16 protein-coding genes are annotated in these 20086 nt (G+C 76.4%); 3 read left to right on the top strand and 13 right to left on the bottom strand.

Annotated elements, in window-relative coordinates; all coding sequences use genetic code 11:
• Positions 1–75: 75 nt before the first annotated feature.
• The 7 genes from JNW98_RS09045 to JNW98_RS09015 all read right to left on the bottom strand — a co-directional run bounded on the left by JNW98_RS09045 (position 76) and on the right by JNW98_RS09015 (position 6802).
• Entirely contained in the window at positions 76–1014 is a 939-nt protein-coding gene (locus JNW98_RS09045) for a sirohydrochlorin chelatase (RefSeq protein WP_223767595.1), read from the bottom strand.
• Positions 1015–1105: 91 nt separating this feature from the next.
• A complete protein-coding gene (locus JNW98_RS36850) occupies positions 1106–2428 on the bottom strand; it encodes an N-acetylglucosamine kinase (RefSeq protein ID WP_372459192.1) in 1323 nt (440 codons plus the stop codon).
• A gap of 66 nt (positions 2429–2494) precedes the next feature.
• The gene (locus tag JNW98_RS09035) at positions 2495–3172 is read right to left on the bottom strand and encodes a uracil-DNA glycosylase (protein ID WP_223767594.1); all 678 of its coding nucleotides are present in this window, start codon (positions 3170–3172) and stop codon (positions 2495–2497) included.
• Positions 3173–3383: 211 nt separating this feature from the next.
• On the bottom strand, positions 3384–3653 hold the full coding sequence (locus JNW98_RS09030) for a hypothetical protein (RefSeq protein ID WP_223767593.1): 270 nt from the start codon (positions 3651–3653) through the stop codon (positions 3384–3386).
• A 114-nt stretch (positions 3654–3767) separates the two neighbouring features.
• Positions 3768–4625, bottom strand: a complete 858-nt coding sequence (locus JNW98_RS09025; RefSeq protein WP_223767592.1) for an alpha/beta fold hydrolase — start codon at positions 4623–4625, stop codon at positions 3768–3770.
• A gap of 103 nt (positions 4626–4728) precedes the next feature.
• Positions 4729–6087, bottom strand: a complete 1359-nt coding sequence (locus JNW98_RS09020; protein ID WP_223767591.1) for an FAD-dependent oxidoreductase — start codon at positions 6085–6087, stop codon at positions 4729–4731.
• Positions 6088–6184: 97 nt separating this feature from the next.
• On the bottom strand, positions 6185–6802 hold the full coding sequence (locus tag JNW98_RS09015; protein WP_223767590.1) for a TetR/AcrR family transcriptional regulator: 618 nt from the start codon (positions 6800–6802) through the stop codon (positions 6185–6187).
• A gap of 357 nt (positions 6803–7159) precedes the next feature.
• Between JNW98_RS09015 and JNW98_RS09010 the strand changes: the two genes are divergently transcribed.
• Positions 7160–7627: a DUF6083 domain-containing protein gene (locus JNW98_RS09010; protein WP_223767589.1), complete on the top strand. Its 468-nt coding sequence runs from the start codon at positions 7160–7162 to the stop codon at positions 7625–7627.
• Between the two features lie 118 nt (positions 7628–7745).
• Here JNW98_RS09010 and JNW98_RS09005 read toward each other — a convergent pair whose 3' ends face one another.
• The 3 genes from JNW98_RS09005 to JNW98_RS08995 all read right to left on the bottom strand — a co-directional run bounded on the left by JNW98_RS09005 (position 7746) and on the right by JNW98_RS08995 (position 15681).
• Positions 7746–9065: a serine hydrolase domain-containing protein gene (locus JNW98_RS09005; RefSeq protein ID WP_223767588.1), complete on the bottom strand. Its 1320-nt coding sequence runs from the start codon at positions 9063–9065 to the stop codon at positions 7746–7748.
• A gap of 5 nt (positions 9066–9070) precedes the next feature.
• Positions 9071–9838, bottom strand: coding sequence for a Clp protease N-terminal domain-containing protein (locus JNW98_RS09000; RefSeq protein WP_223767587.1), 768 nt, complete (start codon positions 9836–9838; stop codon positions 9071–9073).
• 506 nt (positions 9839–10344) lie between these two features.
• On the bottom strand, positions 10345–15681 hold the full coding sequence (locus JNW98_RS08995) for a cation-translocating P-type ATPase (RefSeq protein ID WP_223767586.1): 5337 nt from the start codon (positions 15679–15681) through the stop codon (positions 10345–10347).
• A gap of 146 nt (positions 15682–15827) precedes the next feature.
• Here JNW98_RS08995 and JNW98_RS08990 point away from each other — a divergent pair, with 146 nt between their 5' ends.
• Positions 15828–16283, top strand: coding sequence for a hypothetical protein (locus tag JNW98_RS08990; RefSeq protein WP_223767585.1), 456 nt, complete (start codon positions 15828–15830; stop codon positions 16281–16283).
• A 68-nt stretch (positions 16284–16351) separates the two neighbouring features.
• Positions 16352–16495: a hypothetical protein gene (locus JNW98_RS08985; RefSeq protein WP_223767584.1), complete on the top strand. Its 144-nt coding sequence runs from the start codon at positions 16352–16354 to the stop codon at positions 16493–16495.
• A gap of 39 nt (positions 16496–16534) precedes the next feature.
• Here JNW98_RS08985 and JNW98_RS08980 read toward each other — a convergent pair whose 3' ends face one another.
• The 3 genes from JNW98_RS08980 to pabB form a co-directional block, all read right to left on the bottom strand.
• Entirely contained in the window at positions 16535–17272 is a 738-nt protein-coding gene (locus tag JNW98_RS08980; protein WP_223767583.1) for a TVP38/TMEM64 family protein, read from the bottom strand.
• Positions 17273–17388: 116 nt separating this feature from the next.
• Positions 17389–18597, bottom strand: coding sequence for a 4-hydroxybenzoate 3-monooxygenase (locus JNW98_RS08975; RefSeq protein WP_223767582.1), 1209 nt, complete (start codon positions 18595–18597; stop codon positions 17389–17391).
• A gap of 29 nt (positions 18598–18626) precedes the next feature.
• Positions 18627–20086: aminodeoxychorismate synthase component I (gene pabB, locus JNW98_RS08970; protein WP_223767581.1), on the bottom strand; the 1460-nt coding region annotated here is incomplete at its 5' end.

Below are 20086 nucleotides of genomic sequence, written 5' to 3'. Positions count from 1 at the left end.
GAAGGGCCTCCTCAGAGGCCCTTCCCGGCGGTCACTCGGTCGTGCTCGACGTGCGGTCGTGCTCGTTGTACGGGCTCAGCGCAGCGGCGCGCCCGCCGGCGAGGGCTGGGAGGCGATGCCCAGCAGCTCGGTGTACTTGGCGAGGACGAGCTTGCCGATCGCCGGGTACGCGCCCAGCGGCTCCGCCGCCGCGCAGCCCGCCTCCTTCGCGGCCATGGACGGCAGCGCCTCGTCGGCCTCCGGGCCGATCAGGCACGGCGCGAGGGCCAGGTTGCGCGAGCCGGAGGAGCGGAGCTCGTCGGCGGCGCGGGCCACGGCACCCTCCTCGTCCAGGCCGGCGGCCAGCACGGGGACGGCCAGGCGCGCCGAGAGCAGCATGCCGGTGATGCCGGCCGCCTGCACCGCCTCGGGGCCGCCGACCGTGGCCAGGACGATCCCGTCGGCGGCGGTTGCGACGGTGAACAGCCGGGCGCGGTCGGCACGGGCCAGGCCCGCCTCCGAGAGGCGCACGTGCAGGGCCTCGGCCAGCAGCGGGTGCGGCCCGAGGGTGTCCGTCAGCTCGAAGGCCGAGCCGCTGCTCACGACCGACTGGCGTATGCGGCGCAGCACGGCCGTGTCGGGGCCCGCCAGCAGCGGCACCACGACGGCGGCGGGCCCGCGGGCCCAGGCGGCGGCCTCCTCGTCCGAGAGGGCCTGCGCTTCGCTCGTGCGAGCGGTGTGCTGGGCGGCGGCGTAGCCGAGGACGGAGTCCAGCGCGGGATACCCGCCGGCGTCGCCCTCGACGTCCACGTAGCCGATCCGGGCGTCCAGGCCGGGGAGCTCGGAGCGGGCGATGCTCAGGGTCTCCTCGGCCAGCCGGCGCGCGGCCGGGCCGGGGGCGCCGGGCACCGCGAGCACGAGCGGCGGCGCGGCCACCGGTGCGGTCACGGGCTCCGGCCTCCGGTGCCGTCCGGACTGGCGGGGTCGGGGCATTCGTACAGGCAGGCCGGACGTGGGCCCTGTGGGGGAGCTCATGGCGCCGCATGTTATCCGGTCGGGAACGGCCCTGTTCGGGCGGGGGGCGTTTGACCTGCCTCTGTCCTGATTTATTCGGTGGCTGATCCGATCACCCGAAGGTGTGTCCGGGTGACGCGGCGGGTGCCGCCCCTGACGCGACCCGCAGCAGCGATCCGTCCACGGGCAGCAGCAGACGGCCCGTCACCAGGGCGGCGGCGATGCGCGCCGCGCCGTCCAGCGGCGATCCCTCCGCGGGCACCTGACGGGCATACGGAAGTTGCTTTCGCAACTCCTGACGGAGCGGCAGCAGCAACGGGGGGCCGATTCCCGCCAGTCCTCCGGTGAGCGCCACGACGGGGGGCTGCCGCCAGGGGGCGGCCGCTCGCTCGGCCGGGCGGTCGGCCGGGCGGTCGGGGTGGGCGGCGTCGTCCGAGACACCCGCTGCGTACGAGGCGTCTGCGCCGTCCGAGACGCCCGGGCCGCTCCGCGCTCCCGTGACGTCAGTGGTTCTCGTGGCCTCAGAGGCGTCAGTGACATCGGAGGCGCCCCGGGCATCCGAGGCGTCGGCGGCGTACGGGCCGGCCGAGCCGCCCCGCGTGCCCCTGACGGCCGCCTGCCCCGCCCCGCCCGCCGGAGGGCGGCTCATCGGGGGGAAAGCGGCCGCGGCGGCCTCGGCGATGTGCCGGGCCGCCGTCCGCAGGATGTCCGCCGCCACCGGGCACGCCGCCGCGCACCGCCCGACCTCCGGGGCGAAGGAGGCCAGTACCGCCGCCCGGTCGGGCCGGGGGTAGAGCGCCTCCGGCAGGTCCGGCGCCGGGCCGAACACGGCCTCCAGCCGGCCGAGCAGTGCCGTCGAGCCGCCGGCCCGCCCGTCGTACGCCCGGAGCGCCGCCTCCAGACCGGCCCGGCCGATCCAGGCGCCGCCCCCGCAGTCGCCGAGCAGATGCCCCCAGCCGTCCGCGCGCCGCCAGCCGCCGCCCGGGACGAGCCCGGTGCCGAGCGCGACCAGTCCGGTCCCGGCGGCCACAACCACGCCGGGGCGCTGCCCGACGGCCCCGGCGTACGCCGTCACGGCGTCGGAGGCCAGCGCGAGCCGCCGCACGCCCAGTTCGGCGCGGAGCGCACCCGGGAGGACGGCCCGCAGGTCGGCGCCGAGCGCCACCATGCCCGCCGCGCCCACGCAGCCGGCCGCACAGTGCTCGACGCCCGCTCGCTCCAGCAACTCCCGGGCGGGCGGCAGGATCCGGTCGAGCAGGACCCGCGCGTCGATCCCACGGTCGCCGACGGGCACCGGCTCCGGAGAGGACCAGGTGAGCACCGGCCCGTCGCCCTCCGTCGGAGCGACGGCGACGCGGACGCCCGAGCCCCCCGAGTCGACCGCCAGCACCCGGGCGGAGCTCCGCGGCGGGCGCCGCCGCGGCGTCAACTCCATGGCCTCGTACGGACAGTCGGATTACCGGTCACGGCCGGCCACCCTACTCCTCGGAAGCGCCCCCGGTCAGGGCAGCCGCCAGTCCACCGGCGCCGAACCCTGCCCGGTCAGCAGGTCGTTGGCCCGGCTGAAGGGCCGCGAACCGAAGAAGCCCCGGTCCGCCGACATGGGCGACGGGTGCGCCGACTCCACGCACGGCACGCCGCCCAGCAGCGGGCGCAGATTGCGCGCGTCCCGTCCCCAGAGGATCGCCACCAGCGGCCGGCCGCGGGCGACCAGGGCGCGGATCGCCTGCTCCGTGACCTCCTCCCAACCCTTGCCCCGGTGGGCGGCGGGCTTCCGCGGAGCGGTCGTCAGGGCCCGGTTGAGCAGCAGGACGCCCTGCCGGGTCCACGGCGTCAGGTCGCCGTTGGACGGCCGGGGCAGCCCCAGGTCCTGGTGGAGCTCGCGGTATATGTTCTCCAGGCTGCCGGGCAGCGGACGCACCTCGGGCGCGACGGAGAAGCTCAGGCCCACGGCGTGGCCGGGCGTCGGGTAGGGGTCCTGTCCGACGATGAGGACCCGGACGTCGTCGAACGGCTGCTGGAAGGCGCGCAACACGTTCGCGCCGGAGGGCAGGTAAGTGCGGCCGGCGGCGATCTCGGCGCGCAGGAAGTCGCCCATCGCGGCGATCCGGCCGGCCACCGGTTCCAGCGCCTTGGCCCAGCCGGGTTCGATGATCTCGTGCAAGGGACGTGCAGCCACTGCTGCGACCCCTCCCTGTCCATGGAGTTGCGGAGCGGTGCGGGGGCCGGCGCGGCCGGTGTGCGGAGCACGGTCCGTCCGGCAGAGGACCCGCGTAGGGGAGAGATCGTACGCGAGCGGGCGGGGCCGGCCGCACGTCAGGGAGGCGCCGGGGAGATGCCGAGGAGGTGCGGGCGGAGCCTCCGGAAGCACCGCCCGTGCCACGTGCGGGTCAGAGGAGGCAGACGAGGCCGAGGAGGTTGAGGAGGCAGGGGGAGTGGTCGGAGTCCGCCGGTCCGGACCCGGGTCGGCCGGTGCCGGAGCGGTGGGAGTGGTCGGAGCGGTCGGAGTGCGCGGAGCGGGGGGATCCGGGGTGGCCGGGGGCGGGGCGGATGTGGGCCCGCAGGGTGTGGAGGCCGGGGACGCCGGCGGCCCGGACGGGCGTGGCGAGCAGGGCGACGATCGCGGCGACCCCCAGGAGTGCGGCGGTGAAGCGGCGCATGAACAGCCCTCTCTCGTAGGGCAGTCGGAGACACGACGAAGGTTCCCGCGCCGCCGTTCGCCATGCCCGCCTTCACCCGTACGAGGCCGGGGAGAACGCACGCCCGAGGGCCGCTCAGCCGGCGGGCCGCCCCGCCGGCTCGGCCCCGGTCTCCACGAGGAAGTCGACGAGCGCGCGGGCGAGCCGCTCCGGCTGGTCCTCGGGGATCAGGGTGGACGAGTCCTCGATCGTCACCAGCCGGCCCTTCGGGTAGTGCTCCGCCAGCCGAGGGCCGTGCTCGCGCGGCATCAGCCGGTCCTCGGCGGCCCAGACGACCAGCACCGGGCGGTCGAACGCACGGAGCCGCTCGCTCCAGCGGAGCAGAGTGCCGCGATCCGGCGCCGAGGTGGCGAACTTGGCGAAGTCCCTGCGGATCGCCTTGCTCCGGGACGCGGGGCCGAACCACTCGGCGACGAGTTCCGGAGGAAGCCCGCGCCTGCTCATCCCGCCGTACCCCTTGGGGTGGTCGCGGAAGGCCGGGACGCTCATCAGCCGCGTCAGCAGCCGGACCCCACCCGGGAGGCGGCAGACCGCCGACAGCGCCTTGGCCGGTCCCGGCGGGAAGTTGTCGAACGCCTCGCAGGCCACCAGCACCAGCCGCGCCAGGCGCCCGGCCCGTCCCTCCGAGATCATGAACTGGCCGCCGCCCCAGTCGTTGAGCACCAGCGTCACGTCGTCCAGGCCGAGCCGCTCCATGAACTCGTCGAGCAGCCGGGCGATTCCCGTCTGCGACAGGTCGGCGTCCGGGCGCATCGGTCTGCGGTGGCCGCCGAGCGGCAGCGTGGGCAGGACGCAGCGGTAGCCGTCCAGCAGCGGCACCACCTTGCGCCACTGCCTGCCGTTCATCGGGAGCCCGTGCGCGAACACGAGTACCGGCCCCTCACCACCCGTGTCCTCGTAGTCGATCGTTCCGGCCGAGAGTTCGATCTCCAAGTTCCCACCCCCACAAGGTGATTGGCTCCCACCAGTCAAGCACGCGCCGCTTACGGGCCCGCGCTCGGCCCCGGTACTCACGTTCAGCCTCCGGTGCCCGCGTTCAGCCCCCGATACCCGCGCGCGCCGCCACCAACAGGCCCTCCCAGTCCGGGATCTTCACCGTGCCCCGGCCCAGGTCCCGGCCGAGGGCGGTCTCCGCGGCCTCGATGCCCAGCCAGCCGTGCCACTCCACCGGTTCGAGCCCCGCCGCCCGCAGCGCCGCGCGTGGATCGGCGTCCGGGCCGCGGGCCGCGAGCAGCGCGGGGGCGTCGGCGAGCAGGGAGGCCACGGTCTCCTTGGCGCAGGGGCGGTTGGTGCCGATCACCCCCGTCGGGCCGCGCTTGATCCAGCCGGCCACGTACTCGCCGGGCGACGGGACGCCGTCCCGCAGCACCCGGCCCGCCTCGTGCGGCACGGTGCCGTTCTCCTCGTCGAACGGCAGCCCGCCGATCGGCACCCCCCGGTACCCCACCGACCGCAGCACCAACTGCGCCTCGACGTCCTCGAACTCGCCCGTCCCCGCCACCCCGCCGGCGCCGTCGGGGGCCGTCCGCTCGAAGCGCACCGCCCGTACGGCGTCGTCGCCGAGCAGGGCGACCGGCCGCAGGAAGAAGCGCACGTGGATGCGGCGGCCGTCGTCGGGGGCCGGCCGTCTCGCCCACTCCCGCAGCACCTCCACGTTGCGCCGGGCCGCGCCCGGCAGGCCGGACGGGTCGTCCCACGCCGGGTCCAGCGCCGCCTCCTCGGCCCGGACCAGCGTCCGCACCCCGTTCAGGCCGCCGAGCTCGCGCAGCTCCTTGGTGGTGAACTTGGCCTGCGCCGGGCCGCGCCGGCCCACCATGTGGACGTCCGTCACGCGGCTCGCGGCCAGCGCCGCCAGCGCCGCGTGCGGCACGTCGGTCGTACGGAACTCGTCCGCGCCCCGCGCCAGCACCCGGGCCACGTCGACGGCGACGTTGCCGACCCCGATGACCACGGCGGACCGGGCGGGCAGCGAGAACCCGTCCGGCGGGGCGTCCGGGTGCGCGCTGTACCAGGAGACGAACTCGGTGGCCGACCAGCTCCCCGGCAGGTCCTCGCCTGGGATGCCCAGCCGGCGGGCGGACGCGGCGCCCACGCAGTACACCACCGCGTGGTACAGCTCCCGCAGCCGCCGTGGCGAGACCTCGCCCGGCCCCTCACCGGCCCGGACGTTGCCGAGGAAGGCGATCCGCGGGTGCTCCAGGGCCGTACGGAGGGTGTGCTGGAGCGACTTGATCTTCTCGTGGTCCGGTGCGACCCCGTACCGCACCAGCCCGTACGGGCAGGGCAGCCGGTCCAGCACGTCGACCGTCACCCCGGGCACGGCCTCCTGCTGCACCAGGGCCTGGGCGGTGTAGACCCCGCTCGGCCCGGAACCCACGACTGCGACGCGAAGCACGGAGGTGTCTCCTTCCGGCGGCTGCGTCCAGCATCCCACCGGCGTCCGCGCCCGGCAGCCCCCCGTACGCCGTTCACGCCGCCGTCCGCGCCCCGGTTCACACCCCGGGCGGCGGTGGCTCCGCGCCGGGCGGGCGGCCGAGCCGCCAGTCCAGCCCGTACCGCTGGAACAGCTCCGACCTGAGCCGCTCCATCGGCATCGGCGCGCCCGGGAGCAGGATCGCCACCACCGCGCCCATCATCAGGGCGCGCAGCAGCCGGTAGTCCGTCTCCGGGTCGGCGGAGCCGTACCGCTCGACGGTGTCGCGGAGCAGCGCCGCGAGCCGCTGCTGCTCCGGGCACTGGATGAAGCCCTCGGACTGGAGGATGCCCGCCATGTGGGTGCGCATCAGCCGCGGCCGGTCCCGGGCGAGGCCCAGCACCGCGTCGATGGCGCGCGCCAGCCGCTCCCGCCCGTCCCGGCTCACCGGCTCGCGCTCCAGGGCCGCCGCGAGCTCCATGTGCATCAGCCGGTGCACCGCCGACTGCAGCAACTGCCGTTTGCCGGGGAAGTAATACGAGACGAGCCCTCGCGCGGCGCCGGCCCGGCAGGCGATGTCCGCGAGGGTCGTCGCCTCGTAACCGCGTTCGTCTATCAGCTCGACGGTCGCCTGGAGGAGCCGCTCACGGGACCTGCGGCGCAACTCCTCATTGACCGACGCACTGCGGGGCGACATGCTGTAACTCCTGCGTTGACTGGCTCCGAGCCAATATACTCAGGAGCATACCGGTCGGTCGGCCCGCTGAGCAGGGAGAACCCGGTATGACCGCTGATTCGGGCGACGCGGGGGATCGCCCGAATCAGCGGTTTCGCGCGCTCCCGCCCGACGCCGACCACGACGCCGACCACGACGGCGGCCGTGTCGGCGGGCAGCCCCGGCAAGGGCGCCGCACCGGCCACGCCGCCCGCCCGCCAGCGGGCCGCCCGGCGCCCCGCGAGCCGCGCTCCGCCCCACGCCGGGGCAGTGGCCGCCCCAGGGAACGGCCGGTCGCGCACCTGGTGAAGCGGCTCCTCCGGCGGCACCCTCCGTTTCATGGGGGAACACGAGGGAGGGCACGCGCGGCCGGAGCACCTTGACGAGTCCGCTTTCAACGGCGACATCGACACCCACACCCACACCCACACCGACTTCGACTTCGACTTCGACGACGGAGAGGGGCTCTCCACCCGCCGGCCGGAGACCCCGGCCTGCCCGGACTGCGGCTGCCCCCGCGACCTCCGCCCGACGGACACCGGCCACTGGATCCCGCTCGAACCGGAGCTCTACCCGGCAGCCGAGGTCCCCACCGCCCGGCGCTGGTTCGACACGGACGACGGACGGACTGTCGCCCGCACCCCCGGCGCACCGGCGCGCCGCCCCGACTGCCGGGTCGCCCACCGCCCCGTCTGCGCCGCCCACGACTTCTCACCCCACTGGCCCCCACTGCGCGCCGCCCTCTGGCTCCGCAACCGGGCGGTGGCGGGCCTGCCTTACGACGAGAGCAGCCGGAGTGGGTCATAGGCAGGCAGCAGGCGGAGTCGCGGCGGGGTTTCCGCACGGTCCCCTTCCTTCCCGGTCGGGCGACCGCTGGGAAGCCCTCGTCGAGGCGAGGTGAACGACCGCCTCAGCGGGAACCACCTCACTGAGGCAGCGCGGGCCCGTCCCTGCGCATGACGCGCATGCGGAAGCGCAGGCTGTCAGGTGCGCCGTGCTCGTCGAAGCCGAGGAACGCCACGGGACCGCCTGGTGAGTCGAAGGTCTGGCGGTCGCGCGGGGCGAGCGGGATGGCGGGATAACCCGGGGCCCTGGCGAGCAGCCCGTTGCCGCCCGTGGTCACTTCCATGGCGACGGCGTGTGAGCTGTACCGGCCGGCGTAGCGGGACAGATCGGCGGGGGCGGGCTCCGGAACAGGGCCGGGTGGCGGTCCGGGCGCGTCCAGCAGCGCGTTGACGGCGTCGATCCCCTGGTCGGAGTTGGTGAGTACGACGAGGGCGGTCTGGGTGGCGGGGTCGGCGGCGATCAGGCCGGACTGGCCGGGGTTGGCCCCGCCGACGCGCACGCCGGACTGGCCGGACCGGGCGGGATCGGCCCAAACCATCCAGCCAAGCCCGGCCCCGCGCATGGCGGCCACGCCTCCGGGGGCGGGCGCGTGCAGCGTCCGCATGACCTCGGTGCCGGGCGTGCGCAAATGTGCTTGAGTGAAGCGGCCGAGGTCGGCGGCGGTGGACACCACTGTGCCGCCGGCCGGGTCGAGTCCCCGCGTGCACATCGGGTTGCCGATCCGCCGTGGCAGCGGGGTCGATTCACCGTCGCGGACCACATGGCCTCGGACGGTACCCGTGTCGTGCTCGGCGTCCGCACCGGCGACGAATCGCGTCTCGCGCATACCCGCCGGGTCGAGCACCCTCTCACGCAGTGCCTCCCGCCACGTCCGCCCCAGCAGGATCTCGGCCAGTCGGCCGGCCAGGACGATGCCGCCGTTGCAGTAGGAGAACGTCGCGCCCGGCGGGAAGAGTGAGCCCACTCCCCGGAGCATGTCGGTGTACCGGGTGATGGCCTCATCGTCGTCCCCGGTGTCGACGAAGATGTCTCCGGCGTCCAACCCCGAGGAGTGGGACAGCAGATGGCGCACGAGTACGCCGTCCCACGGGCCGGGGACGAACCGGGCCAAGGGGTCTTCCAGGCCGACGAGGCGGTCCCGGACGCAGCCCATCACCAGGTCGGCGGTGAGCAGCTTCGTGATCGATCCGATCCGGAAGCCGGTGCCGGCGGTCACCGGCTCGCCGGTCTCCGTATCGGCCACGCCCGCGGCGCCGACGGCCGGCGCGCCGTCGACGACACCGGCGACCTGCACGCCCACCACCGACGGCGACGCCGCCAGCAGCTCCGCCGCCGCCTGAGGGTCGGCGGCCAGGGTGTGGAGGGGATGGGAGGGAAGGCTGTCGAAGGGGTCGGCCACGGCGGTCAGCCTTCGGCCGTGAGGCCGAGGCGCTCTTCCAGCCGTGCGATGCGCCGGTTCAGCGGTGCGAGTTCGGCGCGGACGGCCGTGGCGAGTTCCTGCCGCACGTCGGCGGGCGTCGGCCGGTCCTGCCCGGCCGCGGCCCGCAGATGGACGTAGCCCGCGAGTGCGGCGGTGACGGCGCGGCGGACAAGCTTGGGATCGGCTCCCAGGGACCGCAGTACCCGGCCGGCGACGCCATCAGCTTCGACGGTCATCCCGAGCAGCAGGTGCTCGCAGCCAAGGTAGTTGTGGCCGAGGGCGGTCGCCTCGGAGACCGCCAGTTCGAGGGCGTTGGCCGCAGGCCCGTCGAGCCGACGCGGATCGCTGCTCTCCTGTGCCGACGCGGAGCCTGCCTTGTTCCCAGGCCGGCGGCGAGCCAGATCGCCTCCTACCTGGGTCGGTTCGATCTCCATGGCGCGGAGCACGTGAAGCGCCAGGTTGTTGCCCTCCGCCAGCAGGGCGTCCAACAGGTGCTCGGTTCCGATCATCGGCGCGCCGGCGACCTGCGCCCGCTCCGCCGCCAGTTTGAGTACGGCCCGGGTCGGTGCGGTGAAGTTCACCGGCGCCCCAGTCGGCGCGTTGTCGAGATCGGCCAGGACCGTCTCCCGGATGACGGCCACCCGGCGCACGGCCTGCTCCAGCGCCCGCTGGCACACCGCCGACACCGGCACGCCGGCCTTCTTGACCGCCTCGGCGAGATCGTCGGGCAGATAGACGTTGATTTTTGGCATGACCCCAAGGTAACCCCAAAGGGGTTACAGAACTAGGGAGTTGAGCAGCCTTCGATCGGCGATGCTTCGGAAGCCGTGCCCAGAGGGCAGGCGGCGGCGCCGTCCACGTTCCGTGGGTCTGCGGCGGGATCCCGGCGAGCGTGGCGCCGCGCCTCGCAGGAATGGCCGCCACCGCGGCTTTCCGAGGGGCCGGTCTCCGGGAGGTGGGTCTCCGAGCCCTGCTGCCCTTGCGGCCCGCTGCGGCTACTACGACCAGTCGCACCTCATCCGCGACTTCAAGTCCGTCACCCGCCTCACCCCGGGCGCCCTCCTGGTCTCCCCGGCGGTCCTCCACTCCAGCGCCGCGGGTCCGGTCTGCCGGCACGCCTCGGTCATCGTCGACGACCGGCGCTGAGCGCCCTGTCCACGGCGTGGTCGCATACCGGTGGTCTCCAAGGCCGGTCTATGGTGCCGTGCTTCGCGTCTCTGACGGGCGCGCTTCCGCTCCGGGCAGCGTCACTTCGGCATCAACCGGATGGTGGGGCGGAGGCCGTCGCGGCGTGGGGCGGGACGTCGGGCTGCGGCCGGGGGGAGCCGGTCCCCGTCCGGTCCGACGGCGATCGGCCGGAGTGCGGGCGGGGGTCGCACGGCGGCCGTACCGGCGGGGTGCCGTCCGGCGCGGGGACGCCGCCCGGTGCCGGTGCCACGGCGCCGGGCTCGCGGCCGTCCGGGGTGAGCAGCCGGGGCGCGAGCGCGGCGGCGGCGGTCGCGGCGGCCGAGGCGCCGAGGACGGTGCCCCAGGCCACCGGGCCCAGCGGGGCGCAGCCGAAGAAGTGGCTGACGCCCGGCGTCTGCACCACGCCGACGAGGGCGAGGGCGGACAGCCCGGCGGTGGTCAGGACGAGCGGACTGCGCCAGTCCGTCGTCAGGGTCTGGCCGAGCTGGGTCAGGACCAGGGCGGCGAGTCCCATGGTGCTCGCGCGCCCGGCGCGGCCGGTGGCGCGCCCGCACTGCCAGGCCGCGGCGGCGCCGAGCGCGGTGGCCGTGCCCCGGACGGCCAGGGCGCGCGCCAGCTCGCGGCCCAGCGGGGCGGGTACCGGGCCCGCGGCGAGTTCGTCGTCCTCCGCCGCGCCGGTCCTGGCGACCGCGATGGCGAGCGCGGGCAGCATGTCGGTGAACAGGTTGACCAGGAGGAACTGCCGGGTGCCCAGGGGCGCCCGGCCCGAGACGGCGGTGCCGAGCACGGTGAACGCGACCTCGCCCGCGTTGCCCCCGACCAGCACCGCCACCGCGTCCCGCACGCTCCGCCAGAGCGCCCGGCCCTCCAGCAGGGCATCCACGATGCGGCGCGGGTCGGGTTCCGCGAGGACGAGCTCCGCGGCGGCCCGGGCGGACGTGGAGCCGTGGGCGGACAGGCCGATGCCCACGTCCGCGAGCCGGATGGCGGCGGCGTCGTTGATCCCGTCCCCGGTCATGGCGACCACCCGGCCCGCGGAGCGCAGGGCGTGCACGATGCCCGCCTTCTGTTCGGGAGAGACGCGCGCGAACACGGTGGCCCCGGCGACACGGGCCGTGCGCTCCGGCTCGGGGAGCGTGTCGAGCCGCGGTCCGGTGACCACCTCCCCGGCGGGCACGCCGAGTTCCCGGGCGACCGCGGCGGCCGTCGCCGGATGATCACCAGTGATCATGACGACGCGAGTGCCCGCCTCCGTGAGTCGGCGGACGGCCTCGGCGGCGCCGGGGCGCGGGGTGTCGGCGAGCGCCAGGAAGCCGAGGAGTGTCAGGTCGTGGACGAGGTCGGGGAGTTCGGGACCGTCACCGCTGTCACCGCCGCTATCGCCGCTATCGCCGTCACCGCCGGTGGGCTGGGCCTCGCGGTGCGGGACGGTGTCGGCGAGTCGAGGCTCGCCGGTCGCGACGGTGACGAGGCGTCGGCTCCCGGAGCCCGCGGCGGCGGCGGAAGACCGGCTCCCCGCAAGAGCGGTCCGTCCCCCCGCGCCCGAGTCGGCGGTGGCCGACCCGCTCCCGGGGTCGGCGACGGAAGTCCCGTTCCCCTCGCCCGAGTCGACGGTGGCCGGCCGGGGCTCGCTGCCCGGTGCGGTGTCGGCGGGCCGCGCCTTGTCGCCCGCCACGGCGGTGGCGGGCCGGTGCCCCGGGTCCTCGGGGGCGGGACGGTGTCGCCCGTCCGCGGGCGTGCCCGCCGGCCTGGCCTCCGCCACCGCGAGTACCCGCAGTCCGTCGCGGGCGAGGGCCTGTACCAGCTCCTGAGCGGCGCGCAGTCGTTTCGCGCCGAGGGGGAGGGAGGCGTCGCCGTCGCCTGTGGCCACCGCCGTGCAGCGGGCGAGTACCGTCTCGGGGGCTCCCTTGACGGCGAGCACAGGGGTGCCGTCCTCGGTGCCGAGGGACGCGGAGTAGCCGCGGCCGGTCTCGAAGGGTAGTTCGGTGAGCAGCCGCCAGGTGCGGTCGGGGGCGGCGTGTGCGGTGGCCGCGTCCAGGACGGCCCGGTCGGTGGCGTGCGGCGGTGGCCGGTCGGGTTCGGGCGGCGGGCAGGCGCGGGCCGCGGTGCGCAGCAGGCGCCGGCCGTAAGGGCTGTCGAGGGGCGGCGGGGGCTGGCCCGGGGCGGCCAGGCGGGTGACGGACAGACGGCCGCGGGTGAGGGTGCCCGTCTTGTCGAAGCAGACGGTGTCCACCCGTCCCAGGGCCTCCAGGGCCCGCGCCGAGCGGGTCAGGACGCCGTGCCGCGACAGCCGCCGTGCCGCGGCCGACTGGGCGACGGTCGCGACGAGCGGCAGCCCCTCCGGGACGGCGGCCACCGCGATGGCCACGCCCGAGGCGACCGCCTGCCGCAGCGGCAGGCCGCGCACCAGCCCGAGGAGCGTCACCGCGCCACCGCCCACGCCGACCGCGGGCAGCGCGGCCCGGGTCAGAGCCGCCAAGTGGGCCTCGATGCCGGGCGCGGCCGTGGCCTCGCCGACGAGGTCGGCGGCCCGGCCCGCCTCCGTCTGCGCGCCGGTGGCCGTGACGACCGCGTACCCCGTGCCGGCCAGCACCGTACAGCCCTGGTAGACCATGCAGGACCGGTCGGCGAGGTCGGCGGCCGGGGTGGCCCGCGGGTCCTTGGGGACGGGCGTGGACTCGCCGGTCAGCGGGGACTCGTCGAGTTCGAGCCGGTCGGCGGCCAGCAGCCGGGCGTCGGCGGGGACCACGTCGGAGGGGCCCAGCGCGACGACGTCCCCGGTGCGCAGTTCCTCGGCCGGGACGGTCCGGACGGGCGCGGCGGCCAGGGAAGAGAGGAGCCCGTTCGGCGCTTCGCCGCGCGGGGACCAGTGCAGCCGGCGGGCCGTGGGACGTTCGGCGAGCAGCAGCCCGCGCAGGGCGCGTTCGGCGCGCAGCCGCTGCACCCCGCTGATCAGGGCGTTCCCGGTCATCACGCCGCCGACGAGCGCGGAGTCGACCGTCGAGCCGACGGCGACGGAGGCGGCGGCGCCGAGGGTGAGGACGGGGGTCAGCGGGTCGCGCAGTTCCTCGCGGACCGCGCCCAGCAGCCGGCCGGAGCCTCTGGCCGCCGGGCCGATCACAGGAAGCCGGGCGGTGGCCGCGAGCGGCGCGGGACGCCGGGCGGGGCGCGGCGCCGCCGGTGGCGGGCCGGTCGACGACCGCAGCAGGCACAGCGTCTCCCAGGCCCCGAGCGCGTGCCAGGTCCCCCGGACGCGGCCGGGCGGCAGCGGCCGGCCGGCCACCCGGCGGGCGGCCAGCATCCCGCCCGCCATGGCCAGGAGGGCGGCGCCGTGCACCGGAGAGGTGGCGAGTCCCGTCCGCTCGCTCCGGGCCCCGCCGGTGGCGATCAGTGCCCCGAGCAGGGAACCGCCCAGGGACAACCGGGCGGAGGCGGCGCTCACCTCGCGAGCCGGTTCCAGCGCCGCGAGGATCCGCCAGACCAGCGCGGGGCCGGGTCCGCAGACCAGGTCGGCCGACCAGCACGGCCGGCCCGGCGCGCCGGGCCGCGGCGGCACGGCCACGGCCACGTCGGCGGCGGCCGCGGCCCGTTCCCGGGCGGTGCCGCTTCCGGCGGGGTCGCCCCCGGCGACGTTGGCTCCAGCGGTATCCGCCCGGGAGGTGTCCTTTCCGACGGCTTCGTCCCGCGCGGTGTCGGCTCCGACAGGGCCGTCCTCGGCCGCGTCCGCCCGGGCGGCTCCCGCCCCGACAGGTCCGCCCCCGGCCTCGGCCCCGGCCGCGTCGTCCCCGTCACCCGCATCCCCACCCCCCGACGCGACGAGCAGCACCACCTCCCCCTCCTGCTGGAGCCGCCGCACCTCCTCGTACAGGGAGGCCCCCGCGGGCACCGTGCGGTGGGCGCGGGGCAGGAGTTCCGCGGTGCTGAGGTGTTCGGTGAGGAGGACGCGGCGGGTGGGGCCGTGGGCGGCGGTGAGGAGGGCTTCGGCCAAGGGGTCCAGTTCGCAGCCGACGAGGATGCGGCCTGCCCGCGCTCCGTCCGGGGCCCACAGGTCCAGGGGCAGGCCCCCGGCGGCGTCGGGGCGGCCCGTCGGGGCGTCGCGGGGGCGTTCCAGGCGCCAGTCGCCGGCCGTCCAGGGGCCGGGGCCGGACAGGCCGCCGAGCGAGAAGCGGGCGAGAACGTGGTGGGCGGCGCTCCACAGGGCGGCCTCGTCGAGGCCGCCCGTGGGGGCGGCCGACAGCAGCCGGGGCCGTGGCGCGCACAGCGCCGCCGCGTCGAAGAGGACCGTCGTGACCCGGTCGAGCCGGCGCAGTGCCGCGGGGTCCAGGGGCAGCGCGCCCGCCCGGGCCAGGTCGCGGCCGAGCCGGGCGGCGAACGCCTCGCGGCCCGCCTCGGCGGCCTTGGGCGCGGTGGCCACGACGGTCCGGGCGGCCCGTTCGGGATCGCGGGTCCAGGCGAGCAGCCCGCCCGCGCCGAGCAGGGCGGTCAGCGCGGTGCGCCGGCCGCAGGACTCGACCGGGCCCTCCGGAAGCGGCACCGGCCGGGCGGCCCGCTCGGGGGCCCGCCGGGGCAAGTCCGCGCCGCATCCCACCAGTTCTGGCTCCCGCAGGGCCCAGACGTCCCGCCGGGCCCGGATCTCGGCGAGCTGCCAGATCCGGTGCACGAGGTCCAGGGCCAGCGGACCGGCCCCGCGCGTGAACGCGTGCGCCGCCGCGTTGGACGCCGCGAGCAGGACGTCGGCGTGCTCGCGGCCGAGCCGGTCCTCCAGCAGGCGGCGCAGCCGCGGCTGGGTCTCGGCCAGCACGACGGGCAGCCGCAGGGCGGGCGGCAGGGCCGGCAGCGGGGACAGCCGGCGGGCCGTCGCGCACACCAGGCCCACGCAGTCGGCCGCGAGCGCCACCCGCGCCAGCGTGGCGGGCACCGGGTCGAACGGCGGGCGGGGGGCATGGGAGTCGAACGGACCCGCCCCGAAGTGCTCCTCCTCGATCCGGTCCACCAGCTCCAGGAGATCCGCCGCGTCGACGGCGTCCTCGTCGGCGTCGATCACCAGGTGTCCCAGGACGGCGTTGACCTCGGCCCAGTTCACCCCCTCCAGCCGGTGCAGCGCCGTGCACAGGGCGGCCGCGAGCCGGTCGTGCCGCGCGCCGCGGCCGAGGCCCCGCACCTCGACGTGCGTCCGGCCGCCGCTCGTCCAGACCCGGCGCCGGGTGCGCTCCCGGCCGCCCTCGGCGAGCGCGGCGGCGGCCTCGGCGAAGCCGGACGCCACGGTGGCCGTCAGGGCGGAGAGCGCTCCGCCGGCCGTCCGCCGGCCTTGGTCGAGGGCGCCCGTCGCCGTGTCCCACGCCCGGACCGGGCCCGCCCGCAGGGCAGTGCCGACGAGGGCGGGCACCAGCGCGTTCCACGACCCCACCGGCACCTCCCGCACGTCGGACCCACCGCATTCCACGAGGCGGCGCCCGCCGGCCGGAAGAGCGAGAGGCGCGCGCATCAAATATGAACATAATGAGAAAAGTGCATGAATGCCGGTCAATTCGGCAGGGCATTGGAGGGACACCCGTGAGCCACCACACCAAGCACGCCCACAAGCACTCGTCGCACCAGCACTCCTCCCGGCAGCGGCACCCCACCGGCCACCGCGGGCCCGCCCAGGACGAGCGGGCGGAGCAGGGCCCCGAGGAGCCGGAGGCGCGCCGGCCCGCCGCGGGCGTCGTCCACCGGGACGGCGGGCGGACGGTCACCGTCACCATCCCCGTCGACACCCTCGCCGGAGTCGCCGTGGAGGCCGTCAAACTGCCGATCACGGCGGCGCAGCGGATCCTCCCGGCCAAGGGCGGGCTGCCCCTCTACCTGGGCGTCGGCGCCCTCGGCGTGGCGGGGGTCCTGGAGTGGCCGGTGGCCGCCGGCATCGGCATCGGCTACGCAGTCCTCCGCAAGGGCGGCGACCTCAGGCCGCCGCCCACGCGAGGGGACGCCGGAAGCCGCCCGGCGGGACGGGCCGTGACCGGCGCCTGACCGGCATGCCGGACGGCGGCCCGGGTACTCGGGTGGTCCACGCAGAGCGCCGCGGAAGGGACAGCAGCATGAGCGACACCACACCGTCGCAGGCCGAAGGGGAACGGGACGACGAGCCCCCGGAGCGGGTGCACCCCGCCACGCCGCACACCACCCCGTCCCAGGCGGAGGGCGAGCGGGACGACGAGGACGAGGAGCCGCGCGGGCGCTGACGGCCGCCCGTAAGCCGGGAAGCCCGGTCGGGAAGCCGGTCAGGAAGCCGGTCGGGAAGCCCGCTGCCGGCCCGTCGCCGCGAAGGCGCGGCCTCGGCGGCGCCAGGCCACCAGTACCGCCGCCAGGCCGGTGATCGCGATGAACGCCACGGCGGCGACGAACGCGGGGGAGCCCGGCGATGCCGCATGGCTGCCGGCGATCACGTACGCGGTGGTGCTCGGCGCGCTGCCCAGCGCGGTGGCCAGCAGGAACGGCCCCCAGCCGACGCGCGAGACCGCCGCGCAGTAGTTCGCGGCGGCGAAGGGCACTCCCGGGAACAGGCGCACCGCCAGCATCGAGCGGAAACCGTGCCGGCTCAGCTGCCGGTCCGCCGCCCGCAGCCAGCGGGCCCGCAGCAGCGGGCGCAGGGCGCGCTGCCCGAGCAGCCGCGCCAGCCCGAACGAGACCGCCGAGCCGAGGACCGTGCCGAGGAGGGCGGCCACCGCGCCGGCCTGGGTCCCGAAGAGGGTGCCGGCCGCGACGCTCAGCACCGGCCGCGGCACGAACGCCGCCGTGCACAGCCCGTACGCACCCGCGAAGAGGACGAAGGCCAGGCCGTACGGCACCCCGGTCGGCAGGCCCCCGCTCAGCAGCCGCTCGGGGTGGCAGGCCAGGACGGTGGCCACCGCGCCGGCGACGATCAGTACCAGGAGGGCCAGCCGGGACCAGGGGGAGGCGAGGGCACGCACGAGGCGCCGCTCGGTGGGACCGGGGGCGGGCGCGGCGGATTCGTGCACCGAAGGAGCGTAACCGACACGGCGGCACCCGCGGTGTGATCGGCGGATGAAGTGAGGGGCGCGTCGGGGTACGGAACGGCCGGGGCGGTGGTCCGGTACAGCACCGGCGGCCCGGTTCAGGCGCCCGCGCCCCGCCGCGCCGCCGCCGGGTCGCGGGCCAGCCCGGTGTACTCCTCGGCGAAGCTCGTCGCCGCGGCGCCCGAGCCGACCAGCCGCCGCAGCCGGGCCCGCCGCAGCCGCGCCTCCATCGCGTCCTCACCGGGATACGGGTGGAACAGCCGGGTCAGCGACGCCGAGAAGTCCTGGGCCCGCCAGACGTGCCGCAGGCAGGTACGGGTGTACCCGTCCAGCGGCCCGCGGTCGCCGCGCGCGTACCAGGCGGCCAGTGCCCCGGCGAGCACGACGGCGTCCGACACGGCCAGGTTGAGGCCCTTGGCGGCGGTCGGCGGGACGATGTGGGCGGCGTCGCCGGCGAGGAACAGCCGCCCGTACTGCATCGGTTCGACGACGAAGCCCCGCATGGACGTGATGCCGTGCCGGCTGAGCGGCCCCTCGTGGAGCGGCTCGCCGGCCGGGCAGAGCCGGGTGCGCAGTTCGGCCCGGATCCGGTCGTCCGGCCACCGGGCCAGGTCCTCGTCGGGCGCCACCTGGAGGTAGAGGCGGCTGACCGTGGGAGAGCGCATGCTGTGCAGGGCGAAGCCGCGCTCGTGGACGGCGTAGATCAGCTCCTCGCCGGCCGGCGGCGCGGCGGCCAGCACGCCCAGCCACGCGAACGGGTACGTCCGCTCGTAGGCGGTCAGGCGCCCGGCGGAGACGCTGCGGCGGGTGACGCCGTGGAAGCCGTCGCAGCCGGCGACGAAGTCGGCGCGGACGACGGCGGGTTGGCCGCCGAGGGTGCACCGCAGGGTCGCGGCGTCGCCGGTGAGGTCGCCGACCGCGATGTCGTCGACGCCGAAGTACGGGGGCGCGCCCGCCTCCGTACGGGCGCGGATGAGGTCCTTCACCACCTCCTGCTGCCCGTACATCGTCACCGTCCGGCCGCACAGCTCCGCGGTGGACAGCCGGTGCCGCTCCCCGTCGAAGCGGAGCTCGAAACCCTCGTGCACCTGGCCCTCGCGGTCCATGCGCCGCCCCACGCCGGTGTCGCGCAGCAGGTCGGCGGTGCCCTGCTCCAGCAGCCCGGCCCGCACCCGCCCCTCGACGTACGCGCGGTCGCGCCGCTCCAGCACGACCGACCGTACGCCGTCGAGGTGCAGCAGATGGGCCAGGACGAGGCCGGCCGGGCCCGCGCCGACGATCGCGACCTGGGTGCGGACCGTGCGCATGGCGTTCCCTCTCTTCCGGTGGTGGGCCGTCAGTGGGCGGGTGCGGGCCGGCGGCCGGGGAACTCCGCGCCCAGCAGCCGCAGCAGCGGGGTGGCCTTGACTGCGGTCTCCTCGAACTCGGCGGCGGGGTCCGACAGTGCCACGATCGCCCCGCCGACGCCGTACGACACCCGGCCCGGGGCGGCGACGGCCGTGCGGATGACGATGCTGAGGTCGGCGGCGCCGGACAGGGACAGGTAGCCGATGGCGCCGGAGTACACGCCGCGCGGCCCGGCCTCCAGTTCGTCGATGAGCCGCATGGTGCGGATCTTCGGCGCCCCGGTCATCGACCCGCCGGGGAACGCCGCCCGGACGCAGTCCACGGCGGAACGGCCGGGGCGCAGCCGGGCCCGGACCGTGGAGACCAGCTGGTGCACGGTGGCGTAGGTCTCGACGGCGAACAGCTCCGGGACGTGGACCGAGCCGACCTCCGCGCACCGGCCGAGGTCGTTGCGGACCAGGTCGACGATCATCAGGTTCTCCGCGCGGTCCTTCTCGCTGGTGCGCAGGTCCTCGCGGAGCAGCTCGTCCTCGAAGAAGGTGGCGCCGCGCGGCCGGGTGCCCTTGATGGGCTTGGACTCCATCAGCCCGTCCGCGGAGACCCGCAGGAAGCGTTCCGGGGAGGTGCTGAGCACCGAGAGGGAGTCCAGGCGCAGCAGCGCGCCGAAGGGAGCGGGGCTGGTGCGGCGCAGGAACCGGTAGGCGTCCCAGGGGTCGAGGGTGCCGTCGGTGTCCAGCATGTTCGTCAGGCACACCTCGTAGGTCTCGCCGTGGCCGATCGCCTCCTGGCAGGTGTCGATGGCGGCGAGGTAGGCGTCGCGGCCGTGCCGCAGCCGCGGGGCGGCGAGGCGGCGCTGCGGGGCCGGGGCGGGGTCGGGGCGACGGCCGGCGAGGCGGTCCAGCTCGGCCCGGGTGCGGTCCAGCCAGGCGCGGGCGGGGCGTTCGGCGCCGGGCGCGGCGAGGGCGAGCAGGTAGGTGGTGGCGGTCAGGTGGTCGAAGACCACGGCCCGGTCCGCGTAGATCATGACGGCGTCCGGCTCGGGGGAGCGGTGGACGCGGTCGCCGCCGCACTCGGCCTTGAGCTCGTACCCGAGGTAGCCGACCCAGCCCAGCGTGAACGCGAACGGCAGCTCGGGGACGTCCACGCGGCGGCCGGCGAGGTCGCGGTCGAGCCAGTCGAAGAACGGGCCGCCGACGATCTCCACCGCGTTGGCGGAGGTCACCGTGACCGTGCCCTGCCAGACGTCGGCCGTGGCCACGCGGGCCAGCGGCCCCTCGGCGTCGCCCATGGCGGAGAACCGGCCGAGGGAGGCGTCCGTGGCGCTGCTGTCCAGCCAGAACGCGTGCCGGGAGGAGCGGAAGAGGTGGTCGAAGACCACCTCGTCGGGGGCGCGGGTGGGTATTCGCTCGGCCAGGACGCGCCAGCGTCGGCTGTCATGGGCGGGCGGGG

Source organism: Streptomyces huiliensis, assembly GCF_020037025.1.
Taxonomy (GTDB): domain Bacteria; phylum Actinomycetota; class Actinomycetes; order Streptomycetales; family Streptomycetaceae; genus Streptomyces; species Streptomyces huiliensis.
Note: the sequence above shows the minus strand (reverse complement) of the source record. Positions and strands in the feature narration are given on the sequence as shown.